Annotated in this window: 12 protein-coding genes; 11 read left to right on the top strand and 1 reads right to left on the bottom strand. The window is 67.4% G+C overall.

Annotation, left to right across the window (positions count from 1 at the left end):
• Positions 1 to 35 precede the first annotated feature (35 nt).
• On the top strand, positions 36 to 962 hold the full coding sequence (locus AC1DTF_RS25165; RefSeq protein WP_477476048.1) for a LysR family transcriptional regulator: 927 nt from the start codon (positions 36 to 38) through the stop codon (positions 960 to 962).
• Here the strand turns inward: AC1DTF_RS25165 and AC1DTF_RS25160 are convergent.
• A complete protein-coding gene (locus AC1DTF_RS25160) occupies positions 922 to 2,115 on the bottom strand; it encodes an aromatic ring-hydroxylating oxygenase subunit alpha (protein ID WP_477476063.1) in 1,194 nt (397 codons plus the stop codon). The genes AC1DTF_RS25165 and AC1DTF_RS25160 overlap by 41 nt on opposite strands.
• A 63-nt stretch (positions 2,116 to 2,178) precedes the next feature.
• On the opposite strand from AC1DTF_RS25160, the gene AC1DTF_RS25155 reads away from it, so the two are divergent.
• From AC1DTF_RS25155 to AC1DTF_RS25110, 10 genes are all read left to right on the top strand, one after another.
• Entirely contained in the window at positions 2,179 to 2,790 is a 612-nt protein-coding gene (locus tag AC1DTF_RS25155) for a TetR/AcrR family transcriptional regulator (protein ID WP_477476047.1), read from the top strand.
• Complete coding sequence (locus tag AC1DTF_RS25150) at positions 2,784 to 3,785, top strand: LacI family DNA-binding transcriptional regulator (protein WP_477476046.1); 1,002 nt, start codon at positions 2,784 to 2,786, stop codon at positions 3,783 to 3,785. Before AC1DTF_RS25155 ends, AC1DTF_RS25150 begins: the two co-directional genes overlap by 7 nt.
• Positions 3,786 to 3,888: 103 nt before the next feature.
• Complete coding sequence (locus tag AC1DTF_RS25145; protein ID WP_477476045.1) at positions 3,889 to 4,215, top strand: L-rhamnose mutarotase; 327 nt, start codon at positions 3,889 to 3,891, stop codon at positions 4,213 to 4,215.
• A 33-nt stretch (positions 4,216 to 4,248) separates the two neighbouring features.
• A complete protein-coding gene (locus AC1DTF_RS25140; protein WP_477476044.1) occupies positions 4,249 to 5,565 on the top strand; it encodes an MFS transporter in 1,317 nt (438 codons plus the stop codon).
• Between the two features lie 11 nt (positions 5,566 to 5,576).
• Complete coding sequence (gene rhaI / locus AC1DTF_RS25135; protein ID WP_477476043.1) at positions 5,577 to 6,725, top strand: L-rhamnose isomerase; 1,149 nt, start codon at positions 5,577 to 5,579, stop codon at positions 6,723 to 6,725.
• Positions 6,726 to 6,727: 2 nt separating this feature from the next.
• Entirely contained in the window at positions 6,728 to 8,767 is a 2,040-nt protein-coding gene (locus AC1DTF_RS25130) for a bifunctional aldolase/short-chain dehydrogenase (RefSeq protein ID WP_477476042.1), read from the top strand.
• Positions 8,767 to 10,245 carry a rhamnulokinase gene (locus tag AC1DTF_RS25125; RefSeq protein WP_477476041.1) on the top strand — a complete coding sequence of 493 codons (1,479 nt, stop codon included), beginning with the start codon at positions 8,767 to 8,769 and terminating at the stop codon, positions 10,243 to 10,245. Before AC1DTF_RS25130 ends, AC1DTF_RS25125 begins: the two co-directional genes overlap by 1 nt.
• The gene (locus AC1DTF_RS25120; protein ID WP_477476040.1) at positions 10,242 to 11,477 is read left to right on the top strand and encodes an alpha-hydroxy acid oxidase; all 1,236 of its coding nucleotides are present in this window, start codon (positions 10,242 to 10,244) and stop codon (positions 11,475 to 11,477) included. The genes AC1DTF_RS25125 and AC1DTF_RS25120 overlap by 4 nt, the downstream gene beginning before the upstream one ends.
• 55 nt (positions 11,478 to 11,532) lie before the next feature.
• Entirely contained in the window at positions 11,533 to 12,546 is a 1,014-nt protein-coding gene (locus tag AC1DTF_RS25115) for an acetamidase/formamidase family protein (RefSeq protein WP_477476039.1), read from the top strand.
• Positions 12,547 to 12,558: 12 nt separating this feature from the next.
• Positions 12,559 to 13,173, top strand: a 615-nt coding sequence (locus tag AC1DTF_RS25110; protein WP_477476038.1) for an SDR family NAD(P)-dependent oxidoreductase, incomplete at its 3' end; no start/stop codon positions are given.

The raw sequence follows: 13,173 nt of genomic DNA, 5'->3' as shown, positions 1-13,173 counted from the left end.
ATACGTGTCATCACTGCTGTCGATAGGCTGACGAGATGGAGTTACGCCAGCTCGAGCACTTCGTCGCGGTGGCCGCCGAGATGAGCTTCTCCCGCGCCGCGACCCGCGCCCACGTGGTGCAGTCCGCACTGTCGGCCTCGGTGGCCAAGCTCGAGCGCGAACTCGATGTGCAGCTGTTCGACCGGTCCCGCCAGCAGATCAGCCTGACCGCTGCCGGCGAACGGTTCCGCAGTCACGCCCTGGAGGTGCTGAACACGGCCAGGTCCGCCGCGGAGTCGGTGCAGGAGTTCCGCGGAACCCTCTCGGGTACCGTCGAATTCGGTTCGCTGATCGCTTTCGGTCCGCTGGATGTCGCGGCCGCTCTCGGGCAGTTCCATCGCGACCATCCGCATGTCCGACTCCGACTGCACCTGAGCCAGAGTGGCGCGTCGGCCTACTTGTCTGCGCTCACCGAGGGCTCATTGGACCTGGCACTGGTGTCGGTACCGGAGCGCTTTCCACCGAGTCTGAACATGCGCCTGCTGTTCGAGGAGCCGATGGTGTACGTCTGCCGCCGGGCGGAGGCGCAGATCGCGGGCGGTGCGATCGATCTCGCGGATCTTGCGGATGCCGAGCTGGTCGGCTTCCCGCCGAACTTCGGCCTGCGGCGCCTGATCGATGACGCGTTCCACTCCGCCGGTGTGCAATCGCGCACCCCGTACGAGGTGCCCGCCGGGTTCGCGGCGATCGCCGAGCTGGTCCGCAACGGCCTGGGCACCACCTTCATGCCGGCATCGGAGGCCGACCGGTTCACCGATCTGCAGACACATCCGTTGGCGCAGCAGGTCACCTGGCAGGTGTATCTGGCCTCACCGCCGGCGGCGCGGATGACCCCGGCGGGCACCCGGCTGGCGGACACCCTGATGGCGGCCGCCGCCGCGGCTACCCCAGCGCCACGCCGAGCTCCTGCGCGAAGACCTTGATCATGTGCTGCACTCCGATTTCGTTGCGACCGATGATCATATGGTCGTGCTGACCGTGCCGGACGCCCTGTCCGCACTGCGGCAGCATCGCGAAATCCTCATCGCGCACCGCAGCGTGCACACCCTCGTAGACGGTGTCGTAGAGCGCGCGCATATCGTCATCGGTCGCCGGAATGCGCCCCATCCAGCTGTGCCGGACGGTGCAGCGGGTCGGGTCCCCCTCGGGCAGCATGTCGATGATCTCCACGCCGACAGGACTGTTGGCGAGGATGAGATTGGGATRCACCCAGTAGATGACGCCCATGTTGGCCGATGGATCGAAGGTCGCGGACGGGTCACCCCCTGTCTCACCCGTCGTCCCGGGGGCGAGGTTCTTGATCCAGGTGAACGGGAATCCGATGCGGTGGTGCTTGCCGAACTCGTCGTAGACACCCGTGTTGGGCAGGGTGTTATGCCCGATCAGACTCTCGCCGTGCACGAACGGGAAGTGGTAGCCCTCGGCGAACGCCTCCAGCGCCCCCTTCCAGGACACCTCTGACGAGAATTCGCGTTCGGTGTGATAGCCGTAGGAGCGGTAGTCCCACAGTGCGAGTTCATCTTTCAGTGGCCCCAGATGGGTATCCAGATCGATGCCGGCGTCCGCGGTGAGCACCGCCCAGATGAATCCGTAGCGTTCCTCGGACGGCAGTTCGACCAGGCCGTAGTCCTTGACGTCCATCGAGTCGAAGCCCGCCTTGCCGGGCACCATGAAGAGTTCTCCGGTGTTCTTGTATGTCCACGCGTGGTACGGACACACGAATCTGGCGGCGTTGCCGGCACCGCAGGCCGGCATGGCACCCCGGTGGCGGCAGTAGTTCAGCAGGACGTGGCTCTTGCCGGTGCGGTCCCGGGTGACCAACAACGAATCGCCGAGGACGGTGCGCACCACATAGTCGTTGCGCCCGGGGATCTGCGCCGACGGCACGATGGCCAGCGGAACCCTGCGCAGGATCTGGGATTCCTCGATCTCGGTGATCTTCGGATCGCGGTAATAGTGCAGCGGCACTTTCAGTTCGCGGTCGGCCATATCGGTGGTACCGGCGAGGGCATGGCGCAGCGCGCGGCGGGTCAGCTCTTCGTCGGTGCTCTTCGGTGGGCTGGTGATCATATTCAGACCATACATTTACCGATGATTGTATTGTCAAGCCTTCGGCGCAGATCATGCGACGATCGACTCATGCGCAGGCATGGCTGGTCGGGTGACATCCCGGTCGACGACGACGACGCGGTGAACCGGATCATCGCGACCACCCGCACGGCGATCGACACCCACGGCACGGTGAGCGTGTCCGAGGTGGCACAGACCCTCGGGGTCACCCGGCAGACCGTCTACCGCTACTTCCCCACCCAGGAGGCACTGCTCGCCGCTACTGCCGTGTCCTCGGTGGCGGCGTTTCTCGATCGACTGGCCGATCAGCTGGGTTCGATCACCGACCCGACGGAGGCGGTGATCGAAGGCCTGGCCTACACGTTCGAGCAACTTCCGCACGACAAGTACCTAAGCCTGGTCCTACAACCCGGCAAGGCCAGCGCCTTCACCGCAGGGGTGACCTCGGATGTGGCGATCGGCTTCGGCCGGTCGATCCTGGAACGCTTCGATGTCGATTGGGCGGCAGCGGGTTTCGCCGGGGACAAACTCGACGAGCTGGTCGAGTTCATGCTGCGGACCCTGCAGTCGTTCATCCTGGATCCGGGCCGGCCGGCACGCACCGGCCGTGACCTGCGGACGTTTTTGAATTCCTGGATCGCCCCCGCGGTCCGTGCCCACGCGATCGACCGCGCATGGTGAGCATCCGGGAGGTCGCCGCGGCGGCGGCCGTGTCCGTCGGCACGGTGTCCAACGTGCTCAATTCGCCCGACAAGGTGTCCCCGTCCACCGTGGCCCGGGTGCAGGCCGCCATCGACGAACTCGGGTTCGTCCGCAACGACGCCGCCCGCCAGCTCAAKGCGGGCCGCTCCCGCAGCGTCGGCCTGGTCGTACTGGACGTGGGCAACCCGTTCTTCACCGATATCGCCCGCGGTGCCGGGGCCAGGGCGCTGGAACACAATCTGACCCTGCTGCTGGGCACCTCCGATGACGACCCGCAGCGCGAACGCTCCTATGTGGACGCCTTCGACGAGCWGCGGGTGTTCGGGCTGCTGGTATCCCCGGTCGGCGATGACTTCGACCGCCTCGAGGTGCTGCGCCGGCGCGGCACTCCCGTCGTGTTGGTCGACCGCGACGGGTCCGGAACGGAATTCGATTCGGTCGCGGTCGACGACGTGGCCGGCGGCACGCTGGCCGTGGAGCACCTGACGGGGATCGGACGACGCCGCATCGCCTTCGTCGGCGGCCCACCCGAGCTGCGCCAGGTCCGCGACCGTCTACAGGGCGCCCGCAACGCCTTGCAACGGGTACCGGATGCCGAACTGGAGGTCATCGCGACACCGGCACTGACAGTGCTGGCCGGCCGCGCCGTCGGCGAGCAGATCCGCGACCGTCCCGCATCGCACCGGCCCGATGGCATCTTCTGCGCCAACGATCTGGTGGCCATCGGCGTGCTGCAGGCATTGGCCCTGATGGGCGATGTGACGGTGCCCGGGCACATCGCGCTGGTGGGTTACGACGATATCGAGTTCGCCCGTTCCGCGGTCGTCCCGTTGACCTCGGTGCGCCAGCCCAGCATCGAAATCGGCAGCACCGCAATCGATCTACTGATCAAGGCGACCGAGAATGCGGGCCGCCATCCCCGTCACGTGCTGTTCCAGCCCGAGCTGGTGACCCGGCTCTCGACAAGGGCCTGAACTGGACCTGAACGGCGGCGCACGAGGGCGCTTGACGTGTCGGCGGTCACGTCCTATTGTTGCCCCAATCACAAATTGAAACGTTTCAATCAGGGAGTGGCGAATGGACGACATCCAACGCGTGTGCTTTGTGATGCACCTGAAGCCCGACCGCGTCGACGACTATCTCGAGGCGCACACCGAGGTCTGGCCCGAGATGCTCGACGCACTGCGTACCGCCGGCTGGCACAACTACTCGTTGTTCCTGCGCCCCGACGAGGGCATGGTGGTGGGTTACCTGGAGACCGATGATTTCGCCCGCGCCACCGCCGAGATGAGCCGGACCGCGATCAACGACAAGTGGCAGGAGCAGATGGCTCAGTACTTCCGCACCGAGGCCCACCCCGACAGCAGCCTCGAGCTGCTCACCGAATACTTCCACCTCGCTTGATCACCCCCACCTCTGCACACACCTAGGACACCCATGAAAATCGGAGCGCGCTCCACCACTGGCTGGCGGGCGACCATCTCGGTCGCCATGTCGAACTACATCGAGGCCGGATCGATCATCGCGATCGCCACCAGCCTCGGGTTCTGGCAGGCCGAATTCGGCATCAGCAATTTCGCCGTCGGCCTGCTGGCCGCCCTGAGTGCCAACGCTTTCGGCGCGGCCATCGGCGCCGCGATCGGGGGGCCGCTGTGTGACCGCTTCGGGCGCAAGGCGATCTACACCTACGACCTGCTGGTGTACATGGCGGGCGTGCTGCTGGCCGCCTTCGCGATGAACTTCACCATGCTGCTGGCGGCCTTCATCATCACCGGCATCGCCGTCGGCGCCGGGGTGCCCGCCTCGTGGACCTATATCGCCGAGCAGGCGCCGTCGGGTGAGCGCGCCAAGCATGTGGGCACCGCCCAGCTCGCCTGGTCGGTCGGGCCGTTCATCGGCTTCGCGCTCGCCGCGGCGCTGGCGCCGCTGGAACTGCTCGGGTCGCGCATCATCTTCGTGCACCTGTTCGTGGTCGCCGCCGTCGTCTGGTGGATCCGGCAGGGCCTGCAGGAGTCGCAGATCTGGAAAGAGGAAGCCATCGACGAGAGCCGCGAGCTGCAGTCCTCGGTCGGCGCACGGGGCGTGCGCGGCCTGTTCTCCCGCAAGGTGAACATCACCGCCCTGCTGTTCCTCGGTGGCATCTACCTGTTCTGGAACACCGTGGCAGGCCAGGCAGGCATCTTCATGCCCCGCGTCTATGACACCGCCGGTCTGCACAGCCCCGTGCAGCAGAACCTGCTGCAGGTGCTCGTGTGGGGGTGCACGGTGGCGGCCACCTACTTCGGCTTCATGCGCTACGCCGACAAGGTCTCCCAGCGAGCCCTCTACATCTTCGGTGCCGCACTGGGCATCGTCGGCTGGATCGTGCTGGTCGCCTTCACCGACAGCGGTATTTCCACGATGCTGATCTTCGCTGTGCTGTGGGGCATCTCGGCAGGCATCGGTTGCCAGGCCTTCTACAGCCTGTGGGCCAGCGAGCTGTTCGCCACCCCGTACCGGGCCAGTGCCCAGGGCATCATGTTCTTCGTGGTGCGCACCGCCACCGGCCTGCTCAGCTACTTCTTCCCCACCATGCTCGCCGCGACCGGCCTGACCACCGTGGGCATCCTACTGGTCGGACTGCTCACCGTCGCCCTGATCATCGGTGCCGTGTGGGCGCCCCGCACGCAGGGTAAGTCGTTGCAGCAGATCGAATCCGAGCGCTACGGCGCACCGGTCAGCGCACCGGCCCAAGCTCCCTACACCGCAGTCTGAGGAATCCGCAGATGACTACCGCACTGGACAATCTCGCCATCGAACTGCCCTCCTGGGCATTCGGGAACTCCGGCACCCGCTTCAAGGTGTTCGGCACCCCCGGCACGCCGCGCACCATCGAGGAGAAGCTCGCCGACGCCGCCATCGTGCACCGGCTCACCGGGCTGGCACCTGCTGTCGCCCTGCATATTCCGTGGGACACCGTCGAGAACTACGCCGCGCTCGGGCGCTACGCGGGCGACCTCGGGGTTCGGCTGGGCACCATCAACTCCAACACCTTCCAGGACGACGCCTACAAGTTCGGCAGCCTCACCCACACCGACAAGGCGGTGCGGCAGAAGGCCATCGACCATCACCTGGCCTGCATCGAGGTGATGAACGAAACCGGATCCCGCGATCTGAAGATCTGGCTGGCCGATGGCACCAACTACCCCGGGCAGGGCGACATCCGCGGCCGCCAGGACCGGCTGGCCGAATCGCTGGCTGCCATCTACCAGCACATCGGCGCCGAGCAGCGACTCGTGCTGGAGTACAAGTTCTTCGAACCCGCCATGTACGCCACCGATGTCCCGGACTGGGGCACGTCCTACGCACACGTGACCGCGCTCGGCGCGCGGGCCAAGGTGTGCCTGGACACCGGACACCATGCGCCGGGTACGAACATCGAGTTCATCGTGGCTCAGCTGCTGCGGCTGGGAAAGCTCGGCTCTTTCGACTTCAACTCGCGCTTCTACGCCGACGATGACCTGATCGTGGGGGCGGCCGATCCGTTCCAGCTGTTCCGGATCATGTTCGAGGTGATCCGCGGCGGCGGTTTGGACAGCGGCTCCGACCTGGCCCTGATGCTCGATCAGTGTCACAACGTCGAGGAGAAGATCCCCGGCCAGATCCGCTCGGTGCTCAACGTCCAGGAGATGACGGCACGCGCCGGGTTGGTGGACACCGAGGCACTGACCACCGCGCAGGAATCTGGGGATGTGCTGGGCGCCAACGAGATCTTCATGGACGCCTTCTACACCGACGTCCGTCCCATGCTCGCCGAACGCCGCGCCGCCCAGGGTCTCCCGGCCGACCCGATGGCCGCGTTCCGCGACAGCGGATACCAGGACACCATCAACGCCGCCCGCGTCGGCGGAACCCAATCCTCGTGGGGAGCATAGGTATGGCCAACAACACCACAGTCGCCGAACTGATCGCACGCTCCAACGCGCTCGGCTCGGACCCGAAGAACACCAACTACGCCGGCGGCAACACCTCGGCCAAGGGCACCGATACCGACCCGGTGACCGGTGAGAATGTCGACCTGTTGTGGGTCAAGGGATCCGGCGGCGACCTCGGCACCCTCACCGAGAGCGGACTGGCCGTGCTGCGGTTGGACCGCATGCGCGCCCTCGTCGACGTCTACCCCGGCGTGGACCGCGAGGACGAGATGGTCGCGGCATTCGACTACTGCCTGCACGGCAAGGGCGGCGCCGCGCCGTCGATCGACACCGCCATGCACGGGCTCGTCGACGCCGCACACGTCGACCATCTGCACCCCGACTCCGGAATTGCCATCGCCACCGCAGCCGACGGAGAAGCGCTGACCCAGAAGATCTTCGGCGACCGGGTGGCGTGGGTGCCGTGGCGGCGTCCCGGCTTCCAGCTGGGCCTGGACATCTCGGAGATCAAGAAGGCCAACCCGCAGTCAATCGGCTGCATCCTCGGTGGGCACGGCATCACCGCGTGGGGCGAGACCTCCGACGAGGCGCAGGCCAACTCCCTGGCAATCATCCGCGCCGCCGAGGAGTACATCTCCGCCAACGGTGCGGAACAGCCGTTCGGCGCACCGCTGGACGGGTACGCCGCGCTGCCGGAACCGCAGCGTCGCGCGAAGGCCGCCGCACTGGCACCGTTCATCCGTGGTCTCGCCTCGGCCGACCGCCCCCAGGTCGGGCACTTCACCGATGTGGCCCCGGTGCTCGAATTCCTCGGCGCCGCCGAACATCCCCGGCTGGCCGGGCTCGGCACCAGCTGCCCCGATCACTTCCTGCGCACCAAGGTCAAGCCGCTGGTCCTCGACCTGCCCGCCGACGCAGGCATCAAGGAAAGCAAAGCCCGGCTGACCGAACTGCACGAGCAGTACCGCGCCGACTACCAGGCCTACTACCAGCGCTACGCCACGGCCGACAGTCCCGCGATGCGCGGCGCCGACCCGGCCATCGTGCTCATCCCCGGCGTCGGAATGTTCAGCTATGGCAAGGACAAGCAGACCGCGCGGGTGGCCGGCGAGTTCTATCTCAACGCCATCAACGTGATGCGTGGCGCCGAGGCGATCTCCAGCTACGCCCCCATCGACGAGTCGGAGAAGTTCCGGATCGAGTACTGGGCCCTGGAAGAGGCCAAGTTGGCCCGCATGCCCAAGCCGAAGCCACTGGCCACCCGCATCGCGCTGGTCACCGGTGCCGCCTCCGGAATCGGCAAGGCCATCGCCACCCGACTGGCGGCTGAGGGCGCCTGCGTGGTGATCGCAGACCTCGATGCCGACAAAGCCGCCGAGGCGGCGGCCGAGATCGGCAACGCCGATGTCGCCATCGGCATTGCCGCGGACGTCACCGACGAGGCCGCGGTACAGGCCGCGATCGATGCCAGCGCGCTCGCCTTCGGCGGTATCGACATCGTTGTCAACAACGCCGGCCTGTCGCTGTCGAAGTCGTTGCTGGACACCACCGCGGCCGACTGGGACCTGCAGCACAACGTGATGGCCCGCGGCTCGTTCCTGGTCTCCAAGGCCGCCGCCCGCGCCCTGATCGACCAGAAGCTGGGCGGGGACATCATCTACATCTCGTCGAAGAACTCGGTGTTCGCCGGACCGAACAACATCGCCTACTCGGCCACCAAAGCAGATCAGGCCCACCAGGTTCGGCTGCTCGCCGCCGAACTCGGCGAGCACGGGGTGAAGGTCAACGGCATCAACCCCGACGGTGTGGTGCGCGGTTCCGGGATCTTCGCCGGCGGCTGGGGCGCCAAGCGCGCCGCGGTGTACGGGGTGCCCGAGGAAGAGCTCGGCGCGTACTACGCCCAGCGCACCCTGCTCAAACGCGAAGTGTTGCCGGAGAACATCGCCAATGCCGCATTCGCGTTGTGCACCAGCGATTTCTCGCACACCACGGGGCTGCACGTACCGGTCGACGCCGGTGTCGCCGCAGCCTTCCTCAGGTGATGAAGTCCGGTCAGGTCGCCGCCATCGACCTGGGCGCGACCAGCGGCCGGGTGATGCTCGCCGACATCGGGCCGGGCCGGCTGGAGCTGGAACAGGTCGCCCGCTTCGCCAACGATCCGGTGCAGCTGTGGAACGGCCATCGCGCCGCGCTGCACTGGGACGTCCCGGGGCTGTTCCGGGAGGCCTGCGCCGGGCTGGCCGAGGCGGGCCGGCGGTCGGACAACCTGGTCACCGTGGGTGTCGATTCGTGGGCCGTCGACTACGGTCTGCTGCGTGGCGGGGCACTGGCCTCGTTGCCCTACCACTACCGGGATTCCCGCTCCGACGGCGGTGTGCGTGCAGTGCACCGCAAGATCGACCCCGCCGAGTTGTACGGCCGCAACGGTCTGCAATTCCTCCCGTTCACCACCATCTATCAGCTGGCGGCCGAAAAGGCCCGCGGTCAGATCGATCTCGCGGATCGCGCCCTGCTGATCCCGGATCTCATCGGGTACTGGCTCACCGGCCGCCAGGTGACCGAACGCACGAACGCCTCGACAACCGGCCTACTGCGCACCACGGGTGAGTGGGACGACGAGCTGGCCGCCCGGCTGGGCCTGCGCCCGGATCTGTTCCCCGGCCTGGTCGAACCCGGCTACGAACTGGGCCCGCTGCTCAGCGAGGTGTCCGAACCCCTCGGCCTGACACCGGCCACCACGGTCACCACGGTCGCCTCGCATGACACCGCCTCGGCGGTCGTCGCGGTGCCGATGGATTCCACCAGCGCGGCCTACATCTCCTGCGGTACCTGGGGTTTGGTCGGTGTGGAGATTGCCGCTCCGGTGATCACCGAGGCCGGGCGGCAGGCGAACKTCACCAACGAGGTCGGCGCCGACGGCCGGATCCGCTACCTGCACAACGTGATGGGTCTCTGGCTGCTCAGCGAAACCGTCCGGCAGTACCAGCGTGAGGGCTACCGTGCCGACCTGTCCGAACTGCTGACGCAAGCCGGTGAGGTGCGCTCCACCTTCGACGTCTTCGACACCGCAGACCCACGCTTCCTGGCCCCGGGCGACATGCCCGGCCGGATACGCGACTGGTACGACGAACGCGGCCTGCAGGTCCCGATGACCCGGCCCGAGGTGGTCCGGGCCATCGTGGAAAGCCTGGCCGCGGCGTTCGCCGACGGGGTCGGTCGGGCCGCTGAACTGTCCGGCACACCGGTGCGCACCGTGCACATCGTCGGCGGCGGATCGCAGAACAGACTGCTGTGCCAGCTGACCGCCGATCGCGCCGGGCTGCCGGTGCTGGCCGGCCCTGTCGAGGCCACCGCACTGGGCAACGTGCTGATCAGCGCCCGTGCCCACCACCTGGTCGATGGCGATCTCGAGGCGCTGCGTCATATCGTTGCCACCAGGTTCCCACCCCAGCAGTACACACCCCGCACCCGGCGCACCCGCATCCCGCGTACGGTCGGGGCAGGAAAGGTCCCGTCATGAAACGTCGCATCCCCAAGGTCGCCGACCTGGCTCCGCTGATGCAGTTCAAGAAGCCCGAGTTGAATGCCCGCACCCGCAGGCTGGCCGCGGCGCTGACCGTGGAGGATCTGCGCGCGATCGCCAAGCGCCGCACGCCCCGGGCGGCGTTCGACTACACCGACGGCTCCGCGGAGGCCGAGCTGTCCCTGGCGCGGGCCCGGCAGGCGTTCCAGGACATCGAGTTCCATCCGGCGATCCTGCGGGATGTCTCCAAGGTCGACACCAGTTGCACCATTCTGGGCGGCCGCTCGGAGTTGCCGTTCGGGATCGCGCCCACCGGGTTCACCCGGATGATGCAGACCGAGGGCGAATACGCCGGTGCACGCGCCGCCGCCCGTGCGGGGATCCCGTTCTCGCTCTCCACCATGGGCACGGCCTCCATCGAAGATGTCAAGGCCGCCAACCCGCACGGACGCAACTGGTTTCAGCTCTACATGTGGAAGGACCGGGACCGCTCGATGGCGCTCGTCGAGCGCGCCGCCGCAGCCGGATATGACACCCTGCTGGTCACCGTCGACGTCCCGGTGGCCGGGGCGCGGCTGCGCGACAAGCGCAATGGCATGTCCATCCCGCCCGCGCTCACCGCGAAGACCGTCCTCAACGCGATACCCCGCCCGCAGTGGTGGATCGACTTCCTGACCACCGAGCCGCTCGCGTTCGCCTCTCTGGACCGCTGGTCGGGCACCGTAGCCGAGCTGCTGGACACCATGTTCGATCCGACCGTGACCTTCGAGGATCTGGCCTGGATCAAATCGCAGTGGCCGGGCAAGCTCGTGGTCAAGGGCATCCAGACCGTTGCCGATGCGCAGGCCGTCGCCGATCTCGGTGCAGACGGCATCGTGCTGTCCAATCATGGTGGGCGCCAACTTGACCGGGCACCGATTCCGTTCCACCTGCTCCCCCAGGTCGCGCCGGCGGTGGGAGATCGCACCGAGGTCATCCTGGACACCGGCATCATGTCCGGCGCGGATATCGTCGCCTCCATCGCCCTGGGCGCGCGGTTCACTCTGGTCGGCCGGGCTTATCTGTACGGCCTGATGGCCGGCGGTGAAGCCGGTGTGGACCGGATGATCGAGATCCTCTCCGACCAGATCTCACGCACCATGCGACTGCTCGGCGTCGCCTCGCTCGACGAGCTGGTACCCGAGCACGTGACGCAGTTGCAGCGGCTGGTGCCGCGGCCGGCACCGTAGGCCCGGGCCCCGCCGAAGTGTGGCGGCGACGGCGCGTTGCGACCAGGATGACCTGATGGACCACATCACCTTCGTCCCGTCGCCCGACCAGTTCGCGTTCACCTTCGGCGGCGCCGATCCGGTGCTGCGCATCAAGGCGCCCACGGTGCTCACGTTGTGGGCCGAGGACGCCTACGGTGGCCGGATCACCAGCGCAGACGATGTGGCCAGCAGCGCGCTGGACACCGAGGACCTCAATCCGCAGACCGGACCGTTCTGGATCGAAGGCGCCGAACCCGGGGACACCCTGGCCGTGCATCTGGTGGATCTGACGCCGGCGCGCAGCTGGGGCGCGTCGACGCTCATCCCGTTCTTCGGCGGGCTGACCAGCGTGCCGGTGAGCCCGACGCTGCAGGATCCGCTACCCGAACGCACCTGGATCTACGAATACGACTCGGCGGCGCGCACTGTCGGGTTCTCGGCGAAGGGCAGCAATTTCGAGGTGGCACTGCCCGCCAACCCGATGCTCGGCACCGTCGGCGTCGCGCCCGCCCGCCGGGAGGTACGCACCTCACTGGTACCCGATGTGTTCGGCGGCAACATGGACACCCCGGAGATGACCGCGGGCGCCACCTGCTACCTGCGGGTGAACGTGCCGGGTGCGCTGTTCTCCCTCGGCGACGGTCACTACCGCCAGGGTGAGGGCGAGTCGTGCGGCACCGCAGTGGAAGGTGCGATGAACGTGACCGCGATCGTCGAACTGATCAAGGGCGGCGGACCCGCCTGGCCCCGACTGGAGACCGACACTCACCTGATGTGCATCGGATCCGGGCGCCCGCTGGAGGAGGCGTGGCGCGCGGGGCAGGTCGAGATGATCACCTGGCTGGGCGAGCTGTACGGGCTGGACCGGTTCGACGCCTACCAGTTGCTCACCCAGATCTCATTGGCGCCGATCGCCAACGTGGTGGACACCAACTACAGCGCGGTGACCAAGATCGACAAGCGGCTGCTGCCCAACGCCGTCGCGTACGGCGGCGTACACAGCGAACTGCGCTCAGCGGCAAAGTCATTCGGAACCATCACGTACTAGGGAAGGCACATCATGGATCTCGGACTCAACGGCAAGCGCTTCGCGGTCACCGGCGGCACCCGCGGCATCGGACGGGCCGTGGTGGAGGGGCTGATCGCCGAGGGCGCCAAGGTCGCGTTCTGCGCGCGCACCTCCGAGGACGTGGCGCAGGCACAGAAGGAACTCGGCGGCGATGCCCTCGGCTCGGCAGTCGACGTGGGCGCGACCGCGACGTTGGCGGCGTGGGTGACTGCCACCGCCGACGCGTTCGGCGGTCTGGACGGCGTGGTGGCAAACGTCAGCGCGCTGGCCATCCCGGACTCGGCGGAGAACTGGCGCACCACCTTCGAAGTCGACCTGATGGGCACCGTAGGTCTGGTGGACGCCGCGCTGCCGTATCTGGAGGCGTCCGGCGCCGGATCGATCGTGACGATCTCCAGCGTGTCCGGACGGGAGGTGGACTTCGCGGCGGGACCGTACGGGACGATGAAGGCCGCGATCATCCACTACACGCAGGGGCTCGCGTATCAGCTCGCCGGAAAGGGTGTGCGCGCCAACACCGTCAGCCCGGGTAACACCTACTTTCCCGGCGGGGTGTGGCCGTCCATCGAGCAGAACAACCCGGAACTGTTCGCCACCGCACTGGCC

It is taken from the genome of Mycobacterium sp. P4_H6, from assembly GCF_056400845.1.
Note: the sequence above shows the minus strand (reverse complement) of the source record. Positions and strands in the feature narration are given on the sequence as shown.